Below are 25,388 nucleotides of genomic sequence, written 5' to 3'. Positions count from 1 at the left end.
TATAATAAAAAAGGAAGAGACAATTAATTTGTCTCTTCCTACTTTAACTATTCCATAATATCATTTACTTAACTGTATATTTCTATCACAATAACTCATAACTTCTTCATCATGTGTAACAATTATTATCGTTGTTTTTCCTTTGAATTCTAGTAATAATTTTAAGATAATATGTTTATTAACTTCATCTAATGCACCAGTTGGTTCATCTGCAAATATAATAAGAGGTTCTTTTAATAATAATCTTGCAATCGCTACCCTTTGTTGCTCTCCACCACTCAAAGTATAAACTTTTGTATCTAGTGACTTATCTAAACCAACTTTACGCAAGGCATCTAACTTCTGCTCTTTCTTCTTTCCTTTATTTAATTTCTTATAACTCAATACAATTTCTAAATTGTAATTGATTGTTTCATGAGAAATGAGAGCATAATTTTGAAATAAATATCCAATTTCATTTCTATATATTAACACTTTATCTTTTTGTTTTATTTTAGCTATATTAAGTTTATTAATTTCAATTTCACCTTTATCAAACTTTTCAAGTCCACACATACAAGCTAATAAAGTTGATTTACCAGAACCACTTTTCCCAGTTATAGCAATCATTTCACCTTCGTTAACAGATAAATTAAAATCCGAAAATAAATAATGTTCATTAAACTGCTTACTTAAATTTTTCACTTGAATCATTGTTGAATTCTCTTTTCATATTCAGTTTTACTTATATAATCAATGAAGAATACCCATTTTCCTTTGTGATCAATTTTGACATATTTTTCAGCTGGATTAAATCCTTTAAAATCTAATAAATAACTATTCTTTTTACCATTTTCATCAAACGATTCGATATCTTTATAATCTTGGATTTCTTCAATTTCTTTAGTACTTAATTTATCAGGATATTCACTATTAGGCACTTTAGCATAACTCCACTGTCTTTTAACTAAAGGATTAAATCTATCTATTTTCTCTTCAGTATATTTAAAAATAAGTAAGGATATACAAATCACATATATAATAGAAATAATAATAATAAATATTCGTTTCACTACTGACTCTCACCTCGTCGTGCATTTTTTAATAAGTAATACTCATAACGTCGAATCACAAAAATCAAAGATAATATTTCAAATAATATAACTGAACAAATCACCGGAAATGAAAGTGATAAGACATCAAAATATTTAACAATTAACAAAGATATCAATGAAGAAACAATACTTATCATCATAAAGTGATAATGCTTTTTCACAAAAGAATATCCATGAATTGTCTTAACAAATATTTTTTTCTTTTCAGAATCGCAATATAAACATACATTAAAAATATAAACACTAAAAAGAACAACGCTCCCAAAAATGGCCGTAATCAAAGATATTCCTAAATTTAATTTTAGTTGTTGAATATCATCTATGACTTTACTATAAATGTTCGTTAAACCTTGAATTTCATCGTCTAGTTTATATTTTTCTATTTTATTTTGTATAAAATCATAGTCTTTAAACAATAAACTTCCATTAGATGCAGCTGTCGAATAAAAAGAAAATGGATTTAATTCTTTAGGCATAATTACAATGACCGGATTATATGAAATAGCATTTTTTAGTTCAAACATACTACTATAATTGAATAATTCGAAATGGTTATCAGTTTTCAAGACCTCTACATTTAAATATTTTTCTTTATTAGTAATACTTCTTTCATCATTAAGCTGGTTGATATATTCATTCATTTCTTTTTTTAATTGAAAAATATTCTTCTTGTTATATGCCTTTTCAGGTAATAAAATAGTCAATCTCGAAAAGTCTATTTGTTTTTCACCCTTTACTTTAATTCCATTTCTCTTTACATAAGTCTTATTTACAAAAATAGCATTTTCTAAATCATATCTCTCGCCTTTATTTTTCCAATCATAATAATTGTTATAAGATAATAGCCATTTATCTTCGGGAATTTTGTTTATTAAAGTTAAGATTCTTTTTTCAACGTTGTCATTTTTTTCTTTATCTGTACCATTTTCATTAGTTGATATTTCGGTCATAAATAAATCCTTATTTTTAATCCAATATTTTTCACTTACTAAATTGTCTTTTAATTCATTATAGTTAAACATCGAACTATTAATAACATTTAATAAGGTTAACATTACCAAAATTTTAATTGCACCTGGTAAGTATTTAAGAATATTTCCAATCCCATCATACTTAATATATTTCGTTATTTTAAACGACTCTTTGTATACGATGATAAAAGATATAGACATCATTATAAATAGGATGGTTAAAAATATTAATGCGAAAACCAAAAATGATAATTGAACATATATGAACTGTACTAATTTATTAAATATTAAGAGACCTATTGTCATAATCATATTAATTACAAAGAAATATTTAAGAAAAATGATAAAAAGTTCTTTTGATTTAATTCGAAAAATTTTCTGTGTAGTAAACCCGTGTAACCTTTTTATAGACATATCTTTAATTGAGGTTACATTATGATACAAAATAGCAATAAATAAAATGATCATCAACATTCCAATTGATGGAATCAATTTATATACATTTAAATAGTCTATAAGGACAAAGAAAATAGGTTGATTAAAATATACCGAAGTAAGTCCATTATCTTCTAATTCTTTATAGAACGTTTGAGGTAAAGGTTCATCAGTAAAAAAGAATGTACCAACGAGTTTTAACTGATTTACCTTTACATCATTTGGTTCTAATAATTTGTATTTCTTATCGTAAGTAAATGGACGCTCTGAAAAGCTGTGCTTATCATTTTTATATTGCACTAAATATTTTGATTTCCCATTATCTTCATAATTCTTATTCTCTCTTATAATGTTAGTATTATACTTATTTGATAGTTTAACAATTACTTTATTTGCTTCTTTTTTACTCAGCTTTTTATCCAAATTAGTTATTATAAATCCTTCTTCATAACCAGGAATGCCTATTTCATCGTAATATTTATAAAAATTCAAAAACAAAAATGTCGAAGTAAGGAATGTAAAAAATATAGTTATTCTTGTTATATTTTTCATTCTTACACTTCCCTTATGTGATTTAAGCTAGCTTAATTATAATATAAATAATTCATAATATTCTGTCAATTATAAATTATACATTTCTTACCATTACAAAACCCTCGCTATCTTTTGTTGATAGCAAGGGTTTTGTGTTATATTTAAATTAGTTAGATACCTTGCATAGACTTATTAAATGATGGCCGTCATTGGGTAATGTTTATGTCTAAGGTATTTTTTTCGTTTTTAACTTTCATTTTTACATCTCCTATTTCAATTTCAATACTTGTCCGATTTGTATCACATCTGATGTTAAGCCGTTTAATTTTTTTAATGTTGCAACTGTCACGCCTGTTTTTTGACTGATTCCCCACAACGTATCTCCTGCTACGACTGTATATGTTGATGGATTACTTCCAATTGCTGCTCCGTGTATTGCTTCTGCTAATGATTTTGTATATGCGCTTAAATTATTTTTAATGGCATTCATATCTTTTGTTGACGTGATGAATCCTAATTCTACAAGTCTATAGTTGATATATTCTGCTTTTGCAACATTACAATTTAATAGGTCACTTCTTTCAGTAATGCCTCGAATTGTGCCGACATGTTTTTGAATTGCTGCTTGTAATGCTTTATCAATGTTATCTGGTGCTAATCCGCTTGGAATAATGACATGTCCTCCAGTTGCTGATGCTGAAGCTGAGTCTAAATGAAATTCTACTACTATTTCATAACCTTGTGATTTAACCCAATACAGCCCATAATCTGTCTTGTTTCCTACTTGTTGTCCATATGCTGTATCTTGATACATGTCTTGGTTTTTACCATATACAGCAACATCATTTCCTGCTTGGCTTAAATAATTAGCTACTCTATCCACAATATTTGCTCTAATAAAATCTCTTTCATTTGTACCATTTCCTACTGCTCCTGGATCATTATACCCATGCCCTGCTACGATCATAATTTTCCTACTCATTTGAACTGCTCCTTTATTTTTAGATTGATCTAATTTTTGATTTAATTTTGTAATATCATATTTTTCTATTGGCATACCACTGCAAACTCTTGTGATTTCATTTGCTATGTTTTCTCCTTTTTGACGTAGTTGAATATGCAAATGTTCACTCATTGGATTGTCAGCATAATTTGAATTACCTTGTAAGCCAATAATATCTCCTTGAATGACTTTATCTCCTTTGGAATATTTCAAAGAATCTCTTTCCATATGCCCATATATCCAATCATTACCATTGCTATCTCTAATCTCCATTGTTCCACCAAAGTTTCCAAACGGTTCACTGAGAATTACTGTTCCACTTGCAACTGCAGGAATATTATCTGTCTTATTATTAAATACGTCGAAAGCTCTATGATATCCGCTACAATAAGCATCATAATTGATACCATCCTCTGTGTAGTTTCTATATCCATATTGCTTTGGATAGTTATCGTACGTTCTTGGATCTGAAGATATTTCCCATCCTTTTTTAGTTAAATAATTTATTGCTGTTAACATTCAATCATCCTCTCAATTTTTATTTCTTACCTGATTGCTTTAAAATCTTTTCCTGTTCCCTAGAGTGATTCGTTAAAATGAATGTATTTTTCCAAATTCCATATAGTACAAACACAATTGGAATACCTGTATTTAATACATTCATCCATGCATTTAACTTTTGAGGATTCAGCCATTCGACTTGAATACCAGAAGCATTTAAAGCTAAGTACAACGCTCCAACAAAACCACCTATCATTGCGATGAACTGTTTAACTTTATCCGGATCAATTTGGATTCTGTTCTCATCTTCTGAATAATTCAAATTAACTTTATCTGTTTTGAAATTCATTTTAACCATGTTTATCACCTCCTTGGTTACACTATAGTATAACTTTTGGTTGACGTCAATAACTTTAGGTTACATTTCTTATTATTTCATTGAAAAAATATAACCAAGAGTTATAATATAAGTATAAATCATATAAGGAGCGGGAAACTTATGGTGTCTGAAAATAAACTCTCTGAACAAATTAGTTTATTAAGAACAAGGAATGGATGGACGCAACAACAATTAGCAGATGAATTACAAGTTTCAAAGCAATCCATTTCATATTGGGAAACAGGTCGTAAAGCACCAAAGATGAAAAAAATAGAAGAAATGGCTAAATTGTTTAATGTGAGTGTGAGTTATATTTTAGATGGGGAAGCTAAAGGGACATATAATTCAACTGCCGAAACAATTGCAGCACATCTAGATGGAGAATTAACTGAAGAAGAATTAAAAAAAGTATTAGAATATGTTGATTTCATAAAACAAAGAAATAAATAAAACATATTTTATACAAAACTTATGGTGGGGATAATTTGAATAGATACGAAAAAACACTTATCAATAATGAACACATCGTCATAAAAGAAACAAATAACCTTCCACATCAATTGAAAGGTTTATATGTAGATGGATTAATTTTATTGAAAGATGATTTATCTAACAAAGAAAAGTTAGAAGTTCTAGGAGAAGAATTGGCCCATCATGATATAACGTATGGCGATATACTTGATACAAATGAATTATGGAAATGGAAATTCGAACATAAAGCAAGAAGATTAGGATTCGAAAAAATCATACCTTTAAAAAGTATAGTCCAAGCATATCAATCAGGTATTCAAAACAAATTTGAGTTAAGCAATTATTTAGATGTATCGGAAGGATATATTGACGAAGCTTTAGAACATTATAAACAAAAATATGGTTTAAGTACTTGGTATGATCATTATTTAATTAAATTTAATCCACTTCAAGTATTTGAATATAGAGAAATAAATTAACGATAGAGGATGGGACAATAATTTAAAAAGAGCAGAAATTCAATTTCAACATTGAATTTCTGCTCTTTTTTTATAAAGGTTATTCACATTTCTACTGACTTGTGTGAATATGGCTACCCTTGCTTACACTTCTCTCAACTTGTGTTAATATAAGCGTGCTATGACTAAGAAGATAAGGCAAATTAATTGTCCTACTCCCTATTAACTACCACTCTGCTATACTTCCATCTTTATGTCTCCATATAGGATTATGCCAGTCATGACCTTGCTTAGCCATTTCTCTAACATGTTCTTCATCTATTTCGACACCTAGTCCTGGATTTTTAGGGATATCCACATACCCATCTTTAAATTCAAACACTTCTTTATTTTTAATATAATCTAAAATATCACTATCTTTATTGTAATGAATTCCAAGACTTTGTTCTTGAATAAAAGCATTATGGCATGTTGCATCTACTTGTAAACAAGATGCTAATGCTATCGGACCTAGTGGACAGTGTGGTGCTGCGCCAACGTCATATGCTTCAGCCATAGAAATAATTTTTTTACATTCAGTAATACCACCTGCATGAGATAAATCAGGTTGTATAATATCTACATAGCCACTTTCTAATATTGGTTTAAAGTCCCATCTTGAAAAAAGTCTCTCTCCTAATGCTATTGGAATTGTTGTAGTTTGACTAATTTCTCTTACTGCTTCTATATTTTCACTTAAAACTGGTTCTTCAATAAACATTGGCTTGAATTGTTCCAATTCTTTAGCTAATACTTTAGCCATTGGTCTATGAACTCTCCCATGAAAATCAATACCGATGCCTAATTGATTACCAACCGCTTCTCTAATGCCAGCTACACGTTCTATTACACTATCTATTTTTTCATAACTATCTACATATTGTAATTCTTCTGTTGCATTCATTTTGATTGCTTCAAAACCATTATCATGCGCTTTTTTTGCTGCCATAGATGTATCTTGAGGTCTATCTCCGCCAATCCAAGAATAAACTTTCATAGATTCTCTACACGCACCACCTAGTAGTTCGTGTACAGGTGCATTATGATATTTACCTTTAATATCCCATAGTGCTTGATCAATTCCAGAGATTGCACTCATTAATATGGGACCACCTCTATAAAAGCTACTTCTATACATCATATTCCAATGATCTTCTATATTTAATGGATTCTTGCCTATTAATTGTTGCATAAATTCATCTACTGCTGCCCCAACAGTACTCGCTTTACCTTCAATTACGGGTTCTCCCCATCCAACAATGCCTTCATCAGTCGTGATTTTTAAAAACAACCAACGAGGTGGTACTTGAAACAATTCATAATCAATTATTTTCATATTATACACGTCCTTTTTCAGAATTTACTTTATTATAAAATGATAGCGCAGTTTTTTTTAAATCATCATAATATCCATCGGTAATTTCGACTTTAGTATTTACTAAAGCACTTCCTAATCCAACACCAACTGCACCGGCTTTAATAAAATCTTCAACATTATTTAAATCTACCCCACCTGTTGGTAAAAGTGGAATATGTGGTAATGGACCTTGTAAATCTTTAATATATTCTGGACCCATCGTAGTAGTTGGGAATACTTTAATGATATCTCCACCATATTCATACGCTTCTAATATTTCAGTAGGTGTTAATGCTCCTGGAATACTAACTGCACCATATTTCTTGCTCATTCTAATTGTATCTTTATTAACTGTTGGAGATAAGATGAATGTAGCACCACTTAATATCGCTAATCTTGCAGATTCAGCATCTAATACTGTACCTGCTCCAACGACTACTTTTCCTTTCATTTCATTAGCTATTAACTCTATTGATTCTAGAGCTTTAGGCGAATTCATTGTAACTTCTATTGCCCTAACTCCTGCTTTATATAACGTTTTAACAATAGGTAAAATATTATTTGGATCTGCATTTCTTAAAATTGCAATGAGCTTAGTTTCTTTTATAATTTTTAAAGTATCCATTATAATTACTCCTTATCTGATTACATCATCAGTAATGTTTGTATTTTTCATTTTTTCGATTTCTTCTTTACTTGGCAATCCTTCAACATCACCTTTAACAGTAGTCACAAGTGCTCCTGCATTACATGCTTGTTCGACAGCCTCATGAATAGACAATCCATCAATATAACCCGCTATAAATCCAGCTGCAAATCCATCACCTGCACCAACCGGATCAACAACTTCAATCTTTTTTGAAGCTGTTGCATATCCAGCATAATTTTCATTATGATAATATGCACCTTTGCTCCCTAGTTTCACTACAACAGTAGATGCACCATGTTCTATAATTTTCTGAGCAATCTTTTCTTCAGATTTCTCATTAAATAAAAATTCACCTTCGCTAATTCCAGGTAACACAATATCACTTAATGAAATCATTTTTAAAAGGGTTTCTCGAGCTTCATCTTCACTCCATAATTTAAGCCTCAAATTAGGATCAAATATAATTTTCAAGTTTAGTTCTTTTGCTATAGATATTAATTGGAATGTTGTCTCTTTACAGCTTTCACTTAGTGCTGGTGTAATACCAGTAACATATAAATATTTAAACTTTGCTATATAATCTTTATCTATATTTGAATTTGTCATGAGACTTGCAGCAGAACCTTTTCTATAATAATGTACACGTGTTTGATCTTGACGTACTTTTTCTTTAAGAAAAATACCAGTAGGTGCATCTTCTATTAATTGAACTGCATCAACATTAATGCCTTCACCTCTTACAAATGAAAGTATTTTATGTCCTAGTTCGTCATTTCCAAGTTGACTAATCCATCCTGTTTTTATATCTAACTTTTCTAAGCCAATGAGCGTATTTGTCTCAGCTCCTGCTATATGAGTCGTAAAGCTGTGTGCGTAACGCATAGGACCAACTTCATTCGGAGAAAAAACTACCATCGTTTCACCAATAGATAAAACATCCATTATTTCCTCACTCCTTTAACTTAATAACCTTCTGCATTATATAATCTAGCTGACAATCCACCATCTATAACTAAGTGTTCACCTGTCATCATTTCCGAATCATCAGAAGCTAAATATTGTGCTAATTTGCCAATATCTTCTGGCTCATTTATTCTTGAAGTAGCATGTAAATCTAACACACCTTTTCTTACTTCATCTTCATTGTCCATTGAATCAAACCAATTTTTTAAATGTGAAGTATTTGTAAAACCAGGACAAATAGCATTAACTCGTATATTATATTTACCTAAACTTAATGCCATACCTCGTGTCATGCCATTTACGCCACCTTTCGCAGCTGCATACATATCAGTATCAGGTAAAGTTGCAATCGAATGATTAGAAGAGATATTGATAATTGAACCTCCTCCTTGCTTTTTCATTTCTGGAATAACGTATTTTGTACAAAGAAACGTACCTCTCAAATCAATATTAATAATAGAATCCCAATCTTCTACAGTAGCTTCTTCTATTGATTTAAACACCGTAATTCCGGCATTATTTACGAGTGTATTAATCTGTCCATATTGTTTAACTGTTTCTTTAACCATATTTATAATACTTTCTTCCTTTGAGACATCTGTTTCAATGAAATAAGCTTCTCCACCGCTTTGTTTGATTTCTTCAGCTGTTTCTTTCCCAAAATCTGAATCTATAGTCGCTACTACTACTTTCGTACCTTTACTCCCTAATTGCTTAGCGATTCCTTTTCCGATTCCTTTTCCAGAACCTGTGACAATTGCAACTTGTTCATTTAAATTACTCATTATGACTCCTCCTTGAATTTATTTATTTGGTCTTGGTAAAGAGAATATATCTTCAACGATTAAAGATGCTGCACCAATAGTGTATAAATCATCTCCTAAAGCTGAAGTAATGATTGGTGTATGTTTAGCTTCTTCACCCATTACTTTTAATTGAATCACTTCTTTTATAACAGGTATTAATGCATCACTTATTTTAGTTAAACTACCACCAAGAACTATAAATCTTGGTCCAAATAAGTTAATTAAAATAGTGAATCCTAACCCGAGATTTCTTGCAACTTCGTGCGCAATATTTATGCAAAATTCATCACCTTTATTTACTGCAATATAGAAATCATCGATGGTTAAGTCTTCAATGTTATCCTTTTGATTTAAAATATTGCTTTTCTCACCTATTTTTAATTTGCGTTTTACTTTTTTTAAAATAGCTGTTTCAGAAGTTAAAGTTTCTAAACATCCATAATTTCCACATGAACACAAAGGACCATCAGGATCTATCGTTATATGACCAACCTGCCCTGTAACATGATGACTCCCTTTAAAAATAGAACCATTGTTGATAATGCTTGCACCAACTCCATAGTCAACAATTACTGAAATAAAATTACTTTCATCTTTACCTTGTCCAAACCACATTTCTGCTAGTGCTGCGCTATTACAGTCATTATCAATTAAGACTTTTAATTGTGTAATCTTTTCTAATATTGATTTAATCTGTACATTTCTCCAACCTAAATTAGGAGCAAATATATTTTCACCTTTTTCAGTATCAACGAGTCCATGCATGCCTACACCGATACCAAGTACTTCAATTTGATTTGCTTTATATCTTTCAGTAATTAAATTAATTTGATTTCCTAAATACTGAATCATCTCATTTGGATTTTTATGTACATCCATTTCAATTGCTATCTCATTCAATATCTCTGCCTTTAAATTGCTAACAATTACCTTAGTAGAATATGCACCTATTTCTAAACCAATTATGACTTTTTTCTCTTTATTAATATCTAGAGGAATAGGTTGTCTTCCTCTTACTTTTACTTCAGAGGATTTTTCTTCAATCCATTGCTCTTCAATTAATATTGAAACAATTTCTGAAACTGATGGCCGAGATAAGTCAATTCTATTCGCAACCTCGACTCTAGATATAGGTCCGTGCTTTTGAATTGTTCTTAATACAAGTTGTTTATTATAATCTTTCATCAAATTCACATTTATCCTTGATGATTGCTTCATAACAGTCCTCCTCACCTTAATTAAGTAATGTGCAATAACTATATAATTGATTTATTTTGAAATAAAACTTGATTTTATAATTGAAAAGGCTTACATTTATAATTAAATCAGATTATTTAGATAATTACAACCTTTTAGTTATTTAGAATAATTAAATCTGGTTTTGAAATAAATTATTCCTCGAATAGTTTTAGTTATTCGCGGTTCTTATTCAAAATATTTGGAGGTAATAGGATGGAAGCAAGCAATTATCGAACAAAGTTAATATTCTTTCTTGGTGCATTAGGTGGTTTGCTTTATGGATATGACACTGGCGTTATTTCTGGCGCTTTACTATTTATAAAAAATGATATTCCACTAACAAGCTTTACCGAAGGACTTGTTGTAAGTTCCATGTTAGTTGGTGCAATATTCGGTTCGGGCGCAAGTGGACCTTTATCAGACAAACTCGGGAGAAGAAAGCTAGTATTTATAATAGCTATCGTATTTATACTTGGTGCTTTAATACTTTCATTTGCACAATCAATGGTCATACTTGTTATCGGTAGATTTATCATTGGTTTAGCAGTCGGAGGTTCTACAGCAATCGTACCAGTGTACCTTTCAGAAATGGCACCAACAGATACAAGAGGATCACTCAGCTCGTTAAACCAACTTATGATTACAATAGGGATTCTAGCATCATATTTAGTAAACTATGCATTCGCTGATGCTGAGGCATGGAGATGGATGGTAGGTTTAGCTGTTGTACCATCTATTATTCTTATGGCTGGTGTTTACTTTATGCCAGAAAGTCCAAGATGGTTACTTGAGCATAGAAGTGAAGAAGCAGCTAGAAAAGTTATGGCTATAACACGTCAACAATCTGAAATCGATAAAGAAATAGATGAAATGAAAGAAATTATTCATATATCAGAAAGCACATGGACAGTATTGAAATCTGTGTGGTTAAGACCTGTACTTCTCATTGGCTGTATATTTGCTTTATTACAACAAATAATCGGTATCAATGCTATCATTTATTACGCTCCTACTATCTTTAGTCAAGCAGGTTTAGGAGATGCAACTGCAATTTTAGGTACAGTAGGAATTGGTTCTGTTAATGTGATTGTTACTATTTTCGCGATTATGATTATGGATAAAATTGATCGTAAAAAACTACTCATTACAGGGAATATCGGTATGGTTAGTTCATTACTTATAATGGCAACACTTGTATGGACAATCGGTCTAGACTCCACAGTCGGTGCTTGGATAATCGTAGCATGCTTAACAATGTTTATTATTTTCTTCGCATTCACATGGGGACCTATTTTATGGATTGTTCTACCAGAATTATTCCCAATGAGAGCACGAGGTGCAGCAACAGGAATTGCAACATTATCATTATCTATTGGTAGTTTATTAGTCGCTCAATTATTCCCGATACTCACGTCAGTAATGGGTATTGAACAAGTATTCTTGATTTTCGCAGCAATCGGAATATTAGCAATGATATTCGTTATAAAATACCTTCCTGAAACAAGAGGACGTAGTTTAGAAGAAATTGAAGTAGATTTAAGAAACAGAACATCTTCAGCAAAATTATCTGAAATAGATTAAAAATAAAACACCCAATCCGTAGTATTTCTTTCGGATTGGGTGTTATTTATTTTAATAAAATTGTATTACTGTAGTCGTTAATGATTAACCAATTGAACCTTCCATTTCAAATTTGATTAGGCGGTTCATTTCTACAGCGTATTCCATTGGTAATTCTTTTGTAAATGGTTCAATGAAGCCCATTACGATCATTTCAGTAGCTTCTTCTTCTGAAATACCACGGCTCATTAAGTAGAATAATTGTTCTTCAGATACTTTAGAAACTTTCGCTTCGTGTTCCAATGAAATGTTATCATTCATAATTTCATTATAAGGAATTGTATCTGAAGTAGATTCATTATCCATAATTAATGTATCACATTCAATGTTTGAACGAGCACCTGTAGCTTTACGGCCAAAGTGTACTTGTCCACGGTAAACAACTTTACCGCCATTTTTAGAAATTGATTTAGATACAATTGTTGATGAAGTGTTTGGCGCTTTATGAATCATTTTAGCACCAGCATCTTGTACTTGTCCTTTACCTGCAAGTGCGATAGATAAAGTCATACCTCTAGCGCCTTCTTCAAGTAAGAAACAAGATGGATATTTCATCGTTAATTTAGAACCTAAGTTACCATCGATCCATTCCATCGTACCATTCTCATAAACAAATGTACGTTTTGTAACTAAGTTATAAACATTATTTGCCCAGTTTTGAATAGTTGTATAACGACAGTATGCATCTTTTTTAACAATAATTTCAACTACAGCTGAGTGTAGTGAATTTGTTGAGTAAACAGGTGCTGTACAACCTTCAACATAGTGTACTGAAGAACCTTCGTCAGCAATGATTAATGTTCTTTCAAATTGACCCATATTTTCAGAGTTAATTCTGAAGTACGCTTGAAGTGGTGTTTCAAGTTTTACACCTTTTGGTACATAAATGAATGATCCACCTGACCATACTGCTGAGTTCAATGCTGAGAATTTATTATCAGCAGCTGGAATTACAGTTGCGAAATATTCTTTAAATAAATCTTCATTTTCACGTAATGCTGAATCTGTGTCTTTGAAGATAATTCCTTGATCTTCTAAGTCTTGTTCCATATTATGGTAAACAACTTCTGATTCATATTGTGCTGATACACCCGCAAGATATTTTTGTTCTGCTTCAGGTATACCTAATTTATCGAAAGTATTTTTAATTTCTTCTGGAACTTCATCCCATGAACGTTCTGAACGTTCTGAAGGTTTTACATAATATGTGATTTCATCAAAGTTTAATTCTGTTAAATCCCCACCCCACATTGGCATAGGCATTTTGTAAAATTGTTTTAATGATTTCAAACGAAAATCAAGCATCCATTGTGGCTCGTCTTTCATTTCAGATATTTTTTTAACGATTTCTTCTGTTAAACCTCTACCTGAACGGAAAATAGAAACATCTTCATCATGGAAGCCATATTTATAATCTCCAACTTCTGGTGATTTTTTAGCCATTTTCTTCACTCCTCTATTATAATAGCGTTCGCCCATTGTTCAAAAGTTACGCGTTATCTTGCTCTTTTGTTCCTTTTTCAAATGCTTTCCAAGCTAATGTTGCGCATTTAATACGTGCTGGGAACTTAGACACTCCTGATAGAGCTTCAATGTCGCCCATTTCTTCATTGATATCGTAAGATTCTCCAAGCATCATATTTGAAAATTCTTTGCTCATTGCTAAAGCTTCTTCGATTGAATGACCTTTTACTGCTTCAGTCATCATTGATGCACTAGACATTGAAATAGAGCAACCTTCACCTTCAAACTTAGCATCTTTAATAACATTATCTTCAACATCTAATGTTAAGCGGATGCGGTCACCACAAGTAGGGTTGTTCATATCTATTGTTAAAGATCCATCTTCAAGAACACCTTTATTACGAGGATTCTTGTAATGATCCATAATGACAGAACGGTATAGTTGATCTAAGTTATTAAAATTCATAAGAGAAAAACTCCTTCGCTCCATTAAGTGCCTGAATTAACTGGTCAACATCTTCAGTAGTATTATAAATATAGAAGCTTGCTCGTGCTGTTGAAGATTGGTTTAACCATTTCATTAATGGTTGCGCACAATGATGCCCTGCTCTTACAGCGACACCTTCAGAATCTAGTGCAGTCGCTAAATCATGTGGATGTACACCTTCTACATTAAATGTTATTAGCCCTGCTCTTTTGTCAGGAGCTGGTCCATAAATATCTAATCCATCGATTTTAGACATTTCATTGTATGCATAACTAACTAAATCATACTCATGCTGATGAATGTTATCCATTCCGATAGAATCAATATATCTTATAGCTTCAGCTAAGGCAATTGCTTCAGCAATAAGAGGTGTTCCTGCTTCAAATTTAGTTGGTAAGTCTGTCCATGTTGCATCTTCTAATCCAACAAAGTCAATCATATCTCCACCAAATTCAATAGGTTCCATCTTATCTAATAAATTACGCTTACCATATAAGACACCTATTCCAGTAGGACCTAACATTTTATGTCCACTAAAGCTAAAGAAGTCCACATCTAAATCTTGAACATCAACATTCATATGTGGTGCTGACTGTGCACCATCAACTGCTATAACAGCATTATGATTATGCGCAACTTCAGCAATATACTTCACATCATTTATCGTTCCTAATACATTTGATACATGAGTTACTGCAACAATTTTAGTATTATCATTTATCGTGTTATCGATGGCTTCTTTTTCAAGTTCGCCACTTTCTGACATCGGAATAAATTTAAGCTTTGCACCAGTTCTTTTAGCCAATTGTTGCCAAGGTACGATATTAGCATGATGTTCCATTTGTGTAACAACAATTTCATCACCTTCTGAAACATTTGCGTCACCATAACTATGTGCAACTAAATTGATTGCTGTTGTTGTACCTCTTGTAAAAACAACTTCTTCAAAATACTGTGCGTTTATAAATCTTCTAACTGTTTCACGCGCTTTTTCGTAAGCATCCGTTGCAAGCGTACCAAGTGTATGCACACCACGATGAACATTTGAATTATAGCGATTGTAATAATCTACTATACTATTCGTTACTTGCGTAGGTGTTTGACTTGTGGCTGATGAATCTAAGTACACGAGTCTACTACCGTTAACTTGTTGCTCTAATATTGGAAAATCTTTTATAATTTTTTCTACATTAAATGTTGATTCGGCCACATTATCAGACCTTTCTGTGCCTTTATTTATATTTGTGTTGTTACTTTAAGTTCGATAACATCACGTAATTGACGTTTTACGTCTTCAATTGGCAATGCAGATACAACTGGGTCTAGGAAACCGTGAATAACTAAGCGCTCTGCTTCTTCACGAGAAATACCTCTACTCATCAAGTAGTATAATTGGGTTGGATCTACTCTACCTACTGAAGCTGCATGTCCTGCTGTTACATCATCTTCATCAATAAGTAAAATTGGGTTTGCATCTCCACGTGCTTTTTCAGATAACATAAGAACACGAGATTCTTGTTGTGCATCTGCTTTAGTACCACCATGTTTAATGTAACCAACACCATTGAAGATAGATGAAGAACTATCTTTCATAACTCCGTGTTTCAAGATATGTCCGATTGATTCTTTACCATATTGAATGATTTGTGTTGTAAAGTTTTGTTTTTGTTCTCCACGACCTACTACTACTGTTTTTAGGTTACAGTTTGAACGGTCCCCCATTAAATAAGTAGTGTTGTCATTGATTGTACTACCATCATTCATTAAGCCTAATGCCCAATCAATTGTTGCATCAGCATCAGCTGTGCCACGACGAATAATATGTCCAGTAAAATCTTTGTCCATGAAATCAACTGTACCATAAGTGATATTTGAGTTAGCTCCAGCTATAACTTCAGAAACAATATTTAACTGACCTTTATTTGAAGATACAGTAGATAAATAGTTCTCAACGTAAGTTATTTCAGCACTTTCTTCAGTTACGATAATCGCATGGTTGAAGAAGCTCGCATCGCTATCATCATGAAGCACGACATATTGTACAGGATCTTTAACGACAACATTTTTTGGTACGTATACGAAGACACCACCATTTACTAATGCTGCGTGAAGTGCAGTTAATCTATGTTCATCTACTTTAACAGCATCTGTCATGAAGTATTTTTGCACTAAATCACTATTTTCAATTAAAGCTGTTTTTAAGTCTTTAATTACAACACCTTGTTCAATTAATTTTTCGTCTACTTTAGTAAAAGCAGGCGTATTATTATGTTGAACAATTAAGTTTGTTGCATTTTCAGTATCGATAATTTTTTGTACTGATTCAGGTAAACTTTCAATTGAATCGAATGTATCACTTTCAACTACATGAGTGTTAAAAGTATCAAAATTCCATCTATCAATTTTAGTTTTGTCTGGTTTAGGCATTTCTAATTTATCTAAATTTTGAAAACTTTCTTTTCTTAAATCAGTCATCCATTGTGGTTCGTTCTGAGATGCTGAATAATTAACGATGTCTTCAATGTTAATATTTAACTTTGTTTCAGTTGCCATTTATACTCCTCCTACTTGACTATAATTCTTATATATTATTCAGCGTTGATTGTTTCGTCTTCAATATTAAGTTCGTCTTTAATCCACTCGTAACCTTCTTCTTCAAGACGTCTCGCTAATTCTTCGCCACCTGATTTTACAACGCGACCTTGCATCATAACGTGTACGAAGTCTGGTGTAATATAATTTAATAGTCTTTGATAGTGAGTAATAATTAAGCAACCAAAGTCTTCACCGCGCATTTTGTTGATACCTTTTGATACAACTTTTAAAGCGTCAATATCTAAACCTGAGTCAATTTCATCTAAGATAGCAAACTTAGGTTCTAACATCATTAATTGAAGAATTTCATTACGTTTCTTCTCACCGCCAGAGAAACCTTCGTTAAGGTATCTTTGAGCCATGTCTTGATCCATTTCTAATAGATCCATTTCTTTATCTAATTTCTTAATGAATTGCATTAAGTTAATTTCGTCGCCTTCTTCACGTTTAGCATTTATAGCAGAACGTAAGAAATCAGCATTTGTTACACCAGAAATTTCTGATGGATATTGCATAGCTAGGAATAAACCAGCTTGAGCACGTTCATCAACTTCCATTTCTAATACATTTTCACCATCTAAAAGGATTTCACCTTTAGTTACTTCATATTTAGGGTGTCCCATAATAGCAGAAGATAAAGTTGATTTACCAGTACCATTTGGTCCCATTATTGCGTGAATTTCACCTTGTTGTATTGTTAAATCTACACCTTTAAGAATTTCCTTGCCTTCGATTTCTACGTGTAAATCTTTGATTTCTAATTTTGATGCCATATTATTTTTTCCCTCCAGAGAATTTATTCACATTTAAAAAAGATAACCCTACATTATCTTTTCTAGTTTATAATAATTTTAATCTAACGTCAAAGTTTGTTATGATTCTTTACCCTTCACATTATAACGTAGTTACTAAGTCAATTAAACACTTTCGCTCAATTTATATAGAAGAAACGCTTCATAAATAACATTTTTCTGAAAAGTCTTTCAAATGATAATCATTTCAATCTATTCTCATTTTATGTAAAATCTATTTGAATGGCTTAAGAAGGCTATTTAGGAAAATGTATATTATAATGATGTTAAATAAAATTTGAAATACAGAAAGGAAGTCCAAATGAAACGCTATGAACAATTTGCATTTGTAATAAGTGCAATATGTGCTTTTATATTATTATTAAATTTAGTAGGCGTCATAAATATTAGTAGTTTATACAACACTCTTTTAACCGCATTGACAATTGCTAGTATCGCTACATTTAATGTAAGAAACTATAGATCAATTGGCATTATTTTATACGCAATAGCAGTCTTCATGATTGTTATTTATTTCGCTAATGGCATGGTATAAATTATTAGCGGTCAAGACTATGAAAACTCGCTCAATAAAATAAAAAGAGCATCTAGCCATTCGGCTAGATGCTCTTTTTATAAATTTATTTTGCTGAAATTACTGCACCATCATATTTTTTATCGATGAAGTCTTTAATTTCTTTTGATTGTAATACTTTTGTTAATGCTTTTATTTTCTTATCGTCTTTGTGTCCTTTTTGTACTGCGATAAGGTTAGCGTAAGGTGATTCTTTACCTTCTACTGCGATTGAATCTTTTATTGGATTTAATCCTTGTTCAATTGCAAAGTTAGAGTTGATAATTGTAGCGTCACCTTCGTTTGCTTGATAAGATTTTGGTAAGAATTCTGCTGATTGTTTATTGTTGAATTTAATATTTTTCTTATTTTCAGTAATGTCATCGAATGTTGCGTCTACTGGATCAACGCCTTCTTTAATTTTGATTAATCCTGCTTTTTCAAAGAATGCTAAAAATCTTCCTTCTTCAGCTGGGTTATTTGAAACGTATACTGTAGCATTTTTTGGTAAGTCTTTTAATTCTTTATATTTTTTAGAATAAACTGCCATTGGTTCTAAGTGTACATTTCCTGCAGACTCAATTTTATATCCTTTTTCTTTAGATTCAGTATCTAAATAAGGTGTATGTTGGAAGAAGTTTGCATCAAGTTCTCCTTTATCTAATAATTTGTTAGGTGTTGTGTAATCGTTAATTGTTTTTATTTCTAAATCATAACCTTCTTTTTTAAGAAGTGGCTTTGCTTCTTCTAATATTTCAGCGTGTGGTGCTGGTGATGCACCTATTTTAATTGTTTCTTTTTTGCCTTTGTCATCGCCGCTTCCTCCACCACATGCAACTAGCACTACTGCTAATAGTGAAATGAATAATAAACCAAAAACTTTTTTCATGTGAAACACTCCTTTAACGTTTATCAATTTTTTTAACAATAATATCTCCAATAAATTGGATTACAAATACAATAATTAATATAAAGATTGTTGAAATTAAAATGACATCATTTTGATTTCGTGTAAATCCAGTTAAGTAAGCTAAGTTACCTAACCCACCTGCTCCAATTACACCTGCAATTGCTGTTGATCCCACTAAAGCAATTGCTGTCACTGTAATACCTGAAACTAAGGCAGGTAATGATTCTTTAATTAACACTTTTCTTACTACTGTCCATGTTGTAGCACCCATTGATACAGCTGCCTCAATAACGCCTTTATCGATTTCTTTCATACCTATTTCTACTAATCTAGCATAGAAAGGTGATGCACCTATGATTAATGCTGGTAGTGCACCTTTTGGACCACTGATTGTTCCTAATAAAATATCTGTAAAAGGTATTAATAGTAGAATTAAGATGATGAATGGAATTGCTCTGAATAAATTAACGACGAATGATACGATTGAATAAAATATTCGAGAGCTCTTAGATGTCCCTCTTGATGTTAAAAATAGTAATGTTCCTAATATTAAACCAAATACTAATGTAAATACTGTTGATATTACCGTCATGTATAGCGTTTCATATAACGCTTCCCATACGGCATCCCATTTAACATTAGGCATTGTAATCATTTCAGTTATAATATCTCCAAATGATTTATTCACTTACATTCACCTCTACTTTCACACCAAGATCATTAAGTTCTTGTTTAATTTGATCTTTAGAATAATCACCTTGAGGTAAATGAACGATCATATGGCCAAATGTGCCATTTTGAGTCAACTTAACATCACCTTCAATGACATTAATATCGACATTATATGTTTTAATAATTTTTGCTAACACAGGTTCCGAACTCGTTCCACCGACGAAATTCAGTTTCCAAATTTCTCCGTTTGGTTGTTCTTTTCTGAAATCTTCTAATGTTCTTTGAAGATCATCAGCTTTTAAGTCATCTTTTACGAAACGCTGTGTAACATATGTTTGAGGGTCATTAAATACATTGATAACTTCTCCCTCTTCGACAAATTTACCATTTTCCATGACTGCAACATGATCACATATTTTTCTAATGACATGCATTTCATGTGTAATAAGTATAATTGTTAAATTGAGCTCTTTGTTTATGTCTACTAATAAATCTAATATTTCATCAGTAGTTTGAGGATCTAATGCACTTGTTGCTTCGTCACATAATAATACGTGCGGATCATTTGCTAAAGCTCGAGCTATACCAACTCTTTGCTTTTGCCCACCGGATAATTGTGATGGATAAGCATTTTCACGGCCTTCAAGACCCACTCTTTTGATAAGTGCTTTTGTTTTTTCGTTTATTTCACTTTTAGATACCCCTGCAATTTCTAAAGGAAATGCAATGTTATCTTTAACCGTACGAGACCATAGTAAATTGAAATGTTGGAATATCATACTTACCTTTTGTCTTTTTAATCTAAGGTCTTGTTTAGAAAGTTTGCCAATATTTGCACTATCAACTATAACTTCACCTTCAGTTGGCGTTTCCAGACCGTTAAACATTCGGATTAATGTACTTTTTCCAGCTCCAGAAAATCCAATTACACCATATATACTTCCTTTATCTATTTTTAAGTCGACATGGTCAACAGCTGTAATGTCACCTTTTTTTGTTTTGAAAGTTTTAACAACTTTATTTAACTCAATCAAATCTGCTGCCTCCTAATCTTTAAATTAAAAACGCCTTACTCTAATTATCAAGAGAAAGGCGTTAGAAATATGTCTTTCTCTCATCTTCAAAAGTTTACACTTTTTGTGAATTGGCACCATTTCATAAATATATGACGGTTGCCGGGCTTCAAAGGGCACATCCCTCCACCACTCTTGATAAGAGTTACTACGTATTTAATTAAATTCATACTATCATGATAAGTTTTTATCGTCAATAACTTTTTGAATATTCTCAACAATATAAGGAACAGACTGAAAAGCGTATATTCTTTCTATGACCTTATCTTGTTTCATAATGAATAATACAGGTACTGATAAGATTTCAAATTCTCTACAGAACTCTGGATAAAAATTTAAATCACATTTATTGATTGGTAATTGTGTTACTTCGTTCGCTATATCCAGCATACGTTCAGATATTTTGCACGTTCCACATGTAGGTGTATAGCCAAATAATAAATGTAAATCCTTATCAAAATGCTTGTATATATCGTTCAATATTTCTGTGTGTTTCATGGTAACGATACTTCCCTTTCAATACAAAATCATTGTTTACTGTAAATCCATGATAGTTTAACACATTCGCTAAATATTGTCTTGGACAGCGAGCTACTTCAGAAAATGTCGAATCAATATAAATATGACGACTTTCACTCACATACTTCTTAAACCATTTTCGAATACGTTTACCTTCTTTATCTTGATCGACTAAAACATATACTTGTGAACCATAAATTTCTTCTAAAAGTTCGTCCATTTTTTCTACACCCATTGTTCCATGTGTACAAATAATATGAACATGATCATTTAATACTTCTTTCACTCGTTTTTTATCAGAAATACCTTCTACGATTATTACTTTTTTAATCATCGCCATGGCCATCACCTTCTACAAATGAATTAATATTATAGTTCAACTTCGTATTCAAGATTTAAAAAAACTCCATGATACCATTTGCATCGTGGAGTTTAATATTATATTATTCACCTATCATTTCACTATAAGCGTCTGCATCTAGTAATCCATCTAATTGAGCTTTATCAGATAACTCAACTTTAACCATCCATGCTTTATCATATGATGATTCATTAACAAACTCAGGGTTATCTTCTAGTTCTTCGTTTACTTCAACGACTTTTCCAGATAGTGGTGCATATAGTTCAGAAACTGTCTTAACAGATTCTACACTTCCAAATGAATCTCCACTAGTTAATTCGTCACCTTCTTCAGGCAACTCAACAAACACAATGTCCCCTAATTCTGATTGAGCAAAATCAGTAATACCAATTGTTACAACATCACCATCAATTTTTACCCATTCATGTTCTTTAGAATATTTTAACTCACTAGGTACTGTCAAAGTAATCCCCTCCTATATGTATTTCACCTATAATCATGACATAAAGCGATTATTCAAGCAACTATTTTTATAACCACGTTTGGCGATATTCGTCTTCTTTAAAACCTAAAGTAACTTTATTTCCTAAAACTGCTAAAGGTCTTTTGATTAACATACCATCTGAAGCTAATAAATCGAATTTTTCGTTGTCAGACAAATCATTCATTTTATCCTTTAAACCCAACTCGCGATATTTAGCGCCTCGAGTATTAAATAATTGATTCACAGTAATATCTGTTCCATCAATGATATCCTTTAATTCTTTAGCTGTTGGTGTTAACTGTGTAATATCAATCGGTTCGAAACTAGCACCATTCTCTTCTAGAAACTTTGCTGCCTTTTTGCAAGTTGTACAATTAGGATATTGATAAAATTTTATCATGTCTTTACCTCCATATGTCTATTTAAATCTATTATAACAATATTACTAACGAACATATAGTAATGAGTTAAATAATTTTTAAAATATTGAAAATGCGATATACTTTAATTATAAGAAAAATTTCTAAGGAGCATAATAAAAATGAGAACAATTAGTCAATATGCAGAATTCGAAGAGATCACACAAAGCGAAGAACCAGTAGTTGTAAAATTCTTTGCAGACTGGTGCCCAGATTGCACAAGAATGAACCAATGGATTGATCCTATCATCGACGAATATCATAATTTCAACTGGTATCAAATTAATCGCGATCAAGTTCCAGAAGCGGCTACAGAAAATGATGTAATGGGAATTCCAAGTTTATTAGTATTTAAAAATAACGAAAAACTTGCTCACTTACATTCAGCAAATGCCAAAACACCTGAAGATGTAAAAGCATTTTTAGCTGAAAACTTAAAATAATAAATAGTTGATTTAAATAAGTAAGAGGCTGAGACAATTAATTGTCTCAGCCTCTTACTTTATGGTGATAATTTTGAGGATGTCTTCGATTAACTCACTACTTAATCTACAACTTAGCCTAATACATTATATTATTACCATTCTGTAATAAGTGAATTGTTTTTTCTTGTCATTACTTTTACACTTGGGTCTTTTTCTGTAACATATAAAAATCCATTAACATCTTCATCATCATTTACGCCAACGATTTTACGGAATGTTGGTTTGAATATAAATTCAGGTGTTTTCCAACATGAACCCATTCCTTCATCGTGTATGAGTAACATTAAATTTTGAATAAATGCACCTATCGCCATTTGATTTTCAAGATTTTCTTTTTGTCTTGAATCTCTTTTCGAAAGTATAACAAACATGCCACCGACTTTAGTCACTTTGTTTATATATTTTTCTTGTTTAGCAGGATCATTTACAAATGCAGATTGTGCTACTTTTTCAGCAAATTCAGGTATTTGTTTTTTATTTATATATACTAATCTCCATGGTTCTCTCATTCCATGATTTGGAGCATAAGTTGCTAAATCAACTAAGGAAAATAATTTCTCTTCATCAATATACATCTCATAGTCATATTTTTTTACGCTTCTTCTCTCTATAATCGCTTTCTTTAATTCCATTATTTACACTCCCAATTCCCATTGATAATTATTATCAATTATATCATAAAAATGAGCTTAAATTCTAATATAATAGAATTTAAGCTCATATATTAATGTTGATATAAATCTAATTGTTTCTTAATTTCTTTAACATGAATTTGTCCAGGTGCTGCTTCTTTACCTACAAAGCCATAAGTGAATTTAGAACCAAATAATCCACCAGTGATTCTAGTCATTTTTCCTAGTTCACCCATTGAAATACCAATCACATCAATTTCCAGCTTATGATAAGCTCTGTTCAAAGCATTAAGCATAGATAATAAGTGTTTTTCATTGTGTGGCATTACGGCAAGCTTCCCGATATCTGCACCTAATTCTGCCATTTTTTCATAAGTTACAAACATTTCTTCTTCATCAGGCGTCGATTTAAAGTCATGATGAGATATGATTATTTTAACTTCATTATTTTGTGCTTTTGTTATGCAATTCATTAAATTATCTTCGTAAGTATCTAATTGAATATCTACATAATCAGCTTTTTTATTACAAATAATGTCTTGCATTAATTTGTAATACGATTCATGATCAAAATCACCATTTCCACCTTGCCCTTTTGAACGATAAGTGAATAATATCGGTGCAAGTTGATATTCTTTTTTAAATTTCTCTAATATTTCATTAATATTTTCAATTGAAGTGTTTTTTAAAGCGTCTGCTCTAAATTCAACGATATCAATTGAATCTTTATTTGAAATGAGTTCTTCAACTGTTTTTTTAATATCATCTGCTGTTTCTAATGATATTGTCGCAACGATATATGGAAACGTTTTTGTTTGTTCTTCAGTCATAGTCATTCCTCCAATGTTCTTCTATTTATATTTTACATTAGTCGAGGAAATTTTTCTATGAAACGATGGTTGAATATATCATATAAATAGCTACCCATCATAATTTTAAAACTTATTTTACAATTAATACTGGGATTGCAGCTCGTTTAGCAACTTTATGACTGACACTTCCTAACACGAGTTTATCTTCATCTTCTGCTTTTCTATTACTTAAAACAACAATGTCGAAATCTCCACTATTAGCTTTATTTACCAATTCTGATTTAGGATTCCCTTGAACAAATTGAAGATTATATTTGATATTTTGTTCATTAAAATAATCAAATATATGCTTCATCGATTCTTGTCTTTTTTCTTTAAGTTCATCTAAATGGACGCCCGTACGTACAGAAGCTTTTAAATCTTTTTCGCTAACAACGTTATAAAGTGTGACTTCTGACCCTTCTCCAACAAGTTTAGCAATCTGTTCTAAAACTTTTTCATTTTTCATTTCTGTATTAATGCCAAACAAAATATTTTTATACATGATTACCACTCCTTTTACTCTATTCTAAACTAAGTGTTGCCCTATTT

The 25,388-nt window shown here is 31.4% G+C and carries 30 protein-coding genes and 1 riboswitch; of the genes, 5 read left to right on the top strand and 25 right to left on the bottom strand.

All coding sequences use genetic code 11. The features are described from left to right. Nucleotides 1–60: 60 nt before the first annotated feature. The 5 genes from LQ608_RS05515 to LQ608_RS05495 all read right to left on the bottom strand — a co-directional run bounded on the left by LQ608_RS05515 (nucleotide 61) and on the right by LQ608_RS05495 (nucleotide 4,896). On the bottom strand, nucleotides 61–693 hold the full coding sequence (locus tag LQ608_RS05515) for a putative bacteriocin export ABC transporter (protein WP_239750548.1): 633 nt from the start codon (nucleotides 691–693) through the stop codon (nucleotides 61–63). Further along, a complete protein-coding gene (locus tag LQ608_RS05510) occupies nucleotides 690–1,052 on the bottom strand; it encodes a YxeA family protein (RefSeq protein ID WP_239750547.1) in 363 nt (120 codons plus the stop codon). Before LQ608_RS05510 ends, LQ608_RS05515 begins: the two co-directional genes overlap by 4 nt. Then, a complete protein-coding gene (locus LQ608_RS05505; protein WP_239750545.1) occupies nucleotides 1,052–3,052 on the bottom strand; it encodes a DUF1430 domain-containing protein in 2,001 nt (666 codons plus the stop codon). The genes LQ608_RS05510 and LQ608_RS05505 overlap by 1 nt, the downstream gene beginning before the upstream one ends. 250 nt (nucleotides 3,053–3,302) lie before the next feature. Further along, nucleotides 3,303–4,556, bottom strand: a complete 1,254-nt coding sequence (locus LQ608_RS05500) for an N-acetylmuramoyl-L-alanine amidase (RefSeq protein ID WP_239750543.1) — start codon at nucleotides 4,554–4,556, stop codon at nucleotides 3,303–3,305. Nucleotides 4,557–4,575: 19 nt separating this feature from the next. Beyond that, nucleotides 4,576–4,896, bottom strand: a complete 321-nt coding sequence (locus tag LQ608_RS05495; protein WP_239701396.1) for a phage holin — start codon at nucleotides 4,894–4,896, stop codon at nucleotides 4,576–4,578. A 141-nt stretch (nucleotides 4,897–5,037) separates the two neighbouring features. On the opposite strand from LQ608_RS05495, the gene LQ608_RS05490 reads away from it, so the two are divergent. Further along, a complete protein-coding gene (locus tag LQ608_RS05490; protein ID WP_078357698.1) occupies nucleotides 5,038–5,367 on the top strand; it encodes a helix-turn-helix transcriptional regulator in 330 nt (109 codons plus the stop codon). 35 nt (nucleotides 5,368–5,402) lie between these two features. Next, nucleotides 5,403–5,867, top strand: a complete 465-nt coding sequence (locus tag LQ608_RS05485) for an ImmA/IrrE family metallo-endopeptidase (protein ID WP_239750541.1) — start codon at nucleotides 5,403–5,405, stop codon at nucleotides 5,865–5,867. A gap of 205 nt (nucleotides 5,868–6,072) precedes the next feature. Here the strand turns inward: LQ608_RS05485 and dgoD are convergent, their stop codons facing one another. From dgoD to LQ608_RS05460, 5 genes are read right to left on the bottom strand one after another with little or no spacing between them, the layout of a single operon-like run. After that, nucleotides 6,073–7,221: a galactonate dehydratase gene (gene dgoD, locus LQ608_RS05480; RefSeq protein ID WP_239701295.1), complete on the bottom strand. Its 1,149-nt coding sequence runs from the start codon at nucleotides 7,219–7,221 to the stop codon at nucleotides 6,073–6,075. 1 nt (nucleotide 7,222) lies between these two features. Then, nucleotides 7,223–7,867: a bifunctional 4-hydroxy-2-oxoglutarate aldolase/2-dehydro-3-deoxy-phosphogluconate aldolase gene (locus LQ608_RS05475; protein WP_239750540.1), complete on the bottom strand. Its 645-nt coding sequence runs from the start codon at nucleotides 7,865–7,867 to the stop codon at nucleotides 7,223–7,225. Between the two features lie 12 nt (nucleotides 7,868–7,879). After that, the gene (locus tag LQ608_RS05470; RefSeq protein ID WP_239750532.1) at nucleotides 7,880–8,833 is read right to left on the bottom strand and encodes a sugar kinase; all 954 of its coding nucleotides are present in this window, start codon (nucleotides 8,831–8,833) and stop codon (nucleotides 7,880–7,882) included. A 20-nt stretch (nucleotides 8,834–8,853) separates the two neighbouring features. Continuing rightward, complete coding sequence (locus LQ608_RS05465; protein ID WP_239750530.1) at nucleotides 8,854–9,639, bottom strand: SDR family NAD(P)-dependent oxidoreductase; 786 nt, start codon at nucleotides 9,637–9,639, stop codon at nucleotides 8,854–8,856. 18 nt (nucleotides 9,640–9,657) lie between these two features. Beyond that, nucleotides 9,658–10,878, bottom strand: coding sequence for an ROK family transcriptional regulator (locus LQ608_RS05460; protein ID WP_239750528.1), 1,221 nt, complete (start codon nucleotides 10,876–10,878; stop codon nucleotides 9,658–9,660). Between the two features lie 234 nt (nucleotides 10,879–11,112). Between LQ608_RS05460 and glcP the strand changes: the two genes are divergently transcribed. Next, complete coding sequence (gene glcP / locus LQ608_RS05455; protein ID WP_239750526.1) at nucleotides 11,113–12,480, top strand: glucose transporter GlcP; 1,368 nt, start codon at nucleotides 11,113–11,115, stop codon at nucleotides 12,478–12,480. An 84-nt stretch (nucleotides 12,481–12,564) separates the two neighbouring features. Here glcP and sufB read toward each other — a convergent pair whose 3' ends face one another. Genes sufB through sufC form a run of 5 tightly spaced genes read right to left on the bottom strand, consistent with a single transcriptional unit; the run spans nucleotide 12,565 to nucleotide 17,838 of the window. Then, on the bottom strand, nucleotides 12,565–13,962 hold the full coding sequence (sufB, locus tag LQ608_RS05450; RefSeq protein ID WP_078357706.1) for a Fe-S cluster assembly protein SufB: 1,398 nt from the start codon (nucleotides 13,960–13,962) through the stop codon (nucleotides 12,565–12,567). Between the two features lie 46 nt (nucleotides 13,963–14,008). Further along, the gene (gene sufU / locus LQ608_RS05445) at nucleotides 14,009–14,449 is read right to left on the bottom strand and encodes a Fe-S cluster assembly sulfur transfer protein SufU (protein ID WP_078357707.1); all 441 of its coding nucleotides are present in this window, start codon (nucleotides 14,447–14,449) and stop codon (nucleotides 14,009–14,011) included. Beyond that, complete coding sequence (locus tag LQ608_RS05440; protein WP_174221883.1) at nucleotides 14,439–15,710, bottom strand: cysteine desulfurase; 1,272 nt, start codon at nucleotides 15,708–15,710, stop codon at nucleotides 14,439–14,441. The genes sufU and LQ608_RS05440 overlap by 11 nt, the downstream gene beginning before the upstream one ends. Then, nucleotides 15,707–17,023 carry a Fe-S cluster assembly protein SufD gene (gene sufD, locus LQ608_RS05435; protein ID WP_107509709.1) on the bottom strand — a complete coding sequence of 439 codons (1,317 nt, stop codon included), beginning with the start codon at nucleotides 17,021–17,023 and terminating at the stop codon, nucleotides 15,707–15,709. The genes LQ608_RS05440 and sufD overlap by 4 nt, the downstream gene beginning before the upstream one ends. Nucleotides 17,024–17,058: 35 nt before the next feature. Next, nucleotides 17,059–17,838 (bottom strand): Fe-S cluster assembly ATPase SufC, encoded by a 780-nt coding sequence (gene sufC / locus LQ608_RS05430; protein WP_078357710.1) that lies wholly within the window; start codon nucleotides 17,836–17,838, stop codon nucleotides 17,059–17,061. A gap of 340 nt (nucleotides 17,839–18,178) precedes the next feature. Between sufC and LQ608_RS05425 the strand changes: the two genes are divergently transcribed. Next, nucleotides 18,179–18,412, top strand: coding sequence for a hypothetical protein (locus LQ608_RS05425; RefSeq protein WP_107509710.1), 234 nt, complete (start codon nucleotides 18,179–18,181; stop codon nucleotides 18,410–18,412). Nucleotides 18,413–18,497: 85 nt separating this feature from the next. On the opposite strand, the gene LQ608_RS05420 is transcribed toward LQ608_RS05425, so the two are convergent. The 7 genes from LQ608_RS05420 to LQ608_RS05390 form a co-directional block, all read right to left on the bottom strand. Further along, on the bottom strand, nucleotides 18,498–19,319 hold the full coding sequence (locus tag LQ608_RS05420; protein WP_239750524.1) for a MetQ/NlpA family ABC transporter substrate-binding protein: 822 nt from the start codon (nucleotides 19,317–19,319) through the stop codon (nucleotides 18,498–18,500). A gap of 13 nt (nucleotides 19,320–19,332) precedes the next feature. Next, on the bottom strand, nucleotides 19,333–20,028 hold the full coding sequence (locus tag LQ608_RS05415) for a methionine ABC transporter permease (RefSeq protein WP_078357712.1): 696 nt from the start codon (nucleotides 20,026–20,028) through the stop codon (nucleotides 19,333–19,335). Next, on the bottom strand, nucleotides 20,021–21,046 hold the full coding sequence (locus tag LQ608_RS05410; RefSeq protein WP_239750523.1) for a methionine ABC transporter ATP-binding protein: 1,026 nt from the start codon (nucleotides 21,044–21,046) through the stop codon (nucleotides 20,021–20,023). The genes LQ608_RS05415 and LQ608_RS05410 overlap by 8 nt, the downstream gene beginning before the upstream one ends. A gap of 77 nt (nucleotides 21,047–21,123) precedes the next feature. Then, nucleotides 21,124–21,230: riboswitch (SAM riboswitch) on the bottom strand. A gap of 29 nt (nucleotides 21,231–21,259) precedes the next feature. Continuing rightward, nucleotides 21,260–21,583 carry a thioredoxin family protein gene (locus tag LQ608_RS05405; RefSeq protein WP_078357714.1) on the bottom strand — a complete coding sequence of 108 codons (324 nt, stop codon included), beginning with the start codon at nucleotides 21,581–21,583 and terminating at the stop codon, nucleotides 21,260–21,262. After that, nucleotides 21,540–21,944 carry a toprim domain-containing protein gene (locus LQ608_RS05400; RefSeq protein WP_078357715.1) on the bottom strand — a complete coding sequence of 135 codons (405 nt, stop codon included), beginning with the start codon at nucleotides 21,942–21,944 and terminating at the stop codon, nucleotides 21,540–21,542. Before LQ608_RS05400 ends, LQ608_RS05405 begins: the two co-directional genes overlap by 44 nt. Before the next feature lie 103 nt (nucleotides 21,945–22,047). Continuing rightward, nucleotides 22,048–22,428 carry a glycine cleavage system protein GcvH gene (gene gcvH, locus LQ608_RS05395; protein ID WP_239750521.1) on the bottom strand — a complete coding sequence of 127 codons (381 nt, stop codon included), beginning with the start codon at nucleotides 22,426–22,428 and terminating at the stop codon, nucleotides 22,048–22,050. A gap of 67 nt (nucleotides 22,429–22,495) precedes the next feature. Then, nucleotides 22,496–22,849: an arsenate reductase family protein gene (locus LQ608_RS05390; RefSeq protein ID WP_078357717.1), complete on the bottom strand. Its 354-nt coding sequence runs from the start codon at nucleotides 22,847–22,849 to the stop codon at nucleotides 22,496–22,498. Nucleotides 22,850–22,990: 141 nt separating this feature from the next. On the opposite strand from LQ608_RS05390, the gene LQ608_RS05385 reads away from it, so the two are divergent. Next, nucleotides 22,991–23,311 carry a thioredoxin family protein gene (locus tag LQ608_RS05385; protein ID WP_078357718.1) on the top strand — a complete coding sequence of 107 codons (321 nt, stop codon included), beginning with the start codon at nucleotides 22,991–22,993 and terminating at the stop codon, nucleotides 23,309–23,311. Nucleotides 23,312–23,445: 134 nt separating this feature from the next. Here LQ608_RS05385 and LQ608_RS05380 read toward each other — a convergent pair whose 3' ends face one another. The 3 genes from LQ608_RS05380 to LQ608_RS05370 form a co-directional block, all read right to left on the bottom strand. Continuing rightward, entirely contained in the window at nucleotides 23,446–23,985 is a 540-nt protein-coding gene (locus LQ608_RS05380) for a nitroreductase family protein (protein ID WP_239750519.1), read from the bottom strand. A gap of 92 nt (nucleotides 23,986–24,077) precedes the next feature. After that, on the bottom strand, nucleotides 24,078–24,815 hold the full coding sequence (gene aroD / locus LQ608_RS05375; RefSeq protein WP_078357720.1) for a type I 3-dehydroquinate dehydratase: 738 nt from the start codon (nucleotides 24,813–24,815) through the stop codon (nucleotides 24,078–24,080). Between the two features lie 112 nt (nucleotides 24,816–24,927). Next, a complete protein-coding gene (locus tag LQ608_RS05370; RefSeq protein WP_239750517.1) occupies nucleotides 24,928–25,341 on the bottom strand; it encodes a universal stress protein in 414 nt (137 codons plus the stop codon). Nucleotides 25,342–25,388 lie beyond the last annotated feature (47 nt).

Origin of the sequence: Mammaliicoccus sp. H-M34 (assembly GCF_022386495.1) — a bacterium.
In the GTDB taxonomy this organism is placed as follows: Bacteria; Bacillota; Bacilli; order Staphylococcales; family Staphylococcaceae; genus Mammaliicoccus; species Mammaliicoccus fleurettii.
Note: the sequence above shows the minus strand (reverse complement) of the source record. Positions and strands in the feature narration are given on the sequence as shown.

Bases quoted from the DNA above. Each gene is read 5' to 3' on its own strand.
- LQ608_RS05515 (WP_239750548.1), bottom strand. From the start codon at position 693: ATGATTCAAGTGAAAAATTTAAGTAAGCAGTTTAATGAACATTATTTA.
- LQ608_RS05505 (WP_239750545.1), bottom strand. From the start codon at position 3,052: ATGAAAAATATAACAAGAATAACTATATTTTTTACATTCCTTACTTCG.
- LQ608_RS05500 (WP_239750543.1), bottom strand. From the start codon at position 4,556: ATGTTAACAGCAATAAATTATTTAACTAAAAAAGGATGGGAAATATCT.
- LQ608_RS05495 (WP_239701396.1), bottom strand. From the start codon at position 4,896: ATGGTTAAAATGAATTTCAAAACAGATAAAGTTAATTTGAATTATTCA.
- LQ608_RS05490 (WP_078357698.1), top strand. From the start codon at position 5,038: ATGGTGTCTGAAAATAAACTCTCTGAACAAATTAGTTTATTAAGAACA.
- dgoD (WP_239701295.1), bottom strand. From the start codon at position 7,221: ATGAAAATAATTGATTATGAATTGTTTCAAGTACCACCTCGTTGGTTG.
- LQ608_RS05475 (WP_239750540.1), bottom strand. From the start codon at position 7,867: ATGGATACTTTAAAAATTATAAAAGAAACTAAGCTCATTGCAATTTTA.
- LQ608_RS05470 (WP_239750532.1), bottom strand. From the start codon at position 8,833: ATGGATGTTTTATCTATTGGTGAAACGATGGTAGTTTTTTCTCCGAAT.
- LQ608_RS05465 (WP_239750530.1), bottom strand. From the start codon at position 9,639: ATGAGTAATTTAAATGAACAAGTTGCAATTGTCACAGGTTCTGGAAAA.
- LQ608_RS05460 (WP_239750528.1), bottom strand. From the start codon at position 10,878: ATGAAGCAATCATCAAGGATAAATGTGAATTTGATGAAAGATTATAAT.
- glcP (WP_239750526.1), top strand. From the start codon at position 11,113: ATGGAAGCAAGCAATTATCGAACAAAGTTAATATTCTTTCTTGGTGCA.
- sufB (WP_078357706.1), bottom strand. From the start codon at position 13,962: ATGGCTAAAAAATCACCAGAAGTTGGAGATTATAAATATGGCTTCCAT.
- sufU (WP_078357707.1), bottom strand. From the start codon at position 14,449: ATGAATTTTAATAACTTAGATCAACTATACCGTTCTGTCATTATGGAT.
- sufD (WP_107509709.1), bottom strand. From the start codon at position 17,023: ATGGCAACTGAAACAAAGTTAAATATTAACATTGAAGACATCGTTAAT.
- sufC (WP_078357710.1), bottom strand. From the start codon at position 17,838: ATGGCATCAAAATTAGAAATCAAAGATTTACACGTAGAAATCGAAGGC.
- LQ608_RS05425 (WP_107509710.1), top strand. From the start codon at position 18,179: ATGAAACGCTATGAACAATTTGCATTTGTAATAAGTGCAATATGTGCT.
- LQ608_RS05420 (WP_239750524.1), bottom strand. From the start codon at position 19,319: ATGAAAAAAGTTTTTGGTTTATTATTCATTTCACTATTAGCAGTAGTG.
- LQ608_RS05405 (WP_078357714.1), bottom strand. From the start codon at position 21,583: ATGAAACACACAGAAATATTGAACGATATATACAAGCATTTTGATAAG.
- LQ608_RS05400 (WP_078357715.1), bottom strand. From the start codon at position 21,944: ATGGCGATGATTAAAAAAGTAATAATCGTAGAAGGTATTTCTGATAAA.
- LQ608_RS05390 (WP_078357717.1), bottom strand. From the start codon at position 22,849: ATGATAAAATTTTATCAATATCCTAATTGTACAACTTGCAAAAAGGCA.
- LQ608_RS05385 (WP_078357718.1), top strand. From the start codon at position 22,991: ATGAGAACAATTAGTCAATATGCAGAATTCGAAGAGATCACACAAAGC.
- LQ608_RS05380 (WP_239750519.1), bottom strand. From the start codon at position 23,985: ATGGAATTAAAGAAAGCGATTATAGAGAGAAGAAGCGTAAAAAAATAT.
- aroD (WP_078357720.1), bottom strand. From the start codon at position 24,815: ATGACTGAAGAACAAACAAAAACGTTTCCATATATCGTTGCGACAATA.
- LQ608_RS05370 (WP_239750517.1), bottom strand. From the start codon at position 25,341: ATGTATAAAAATATTTTGTTTGGCATTAATACAGAAATGAAAAATGAA.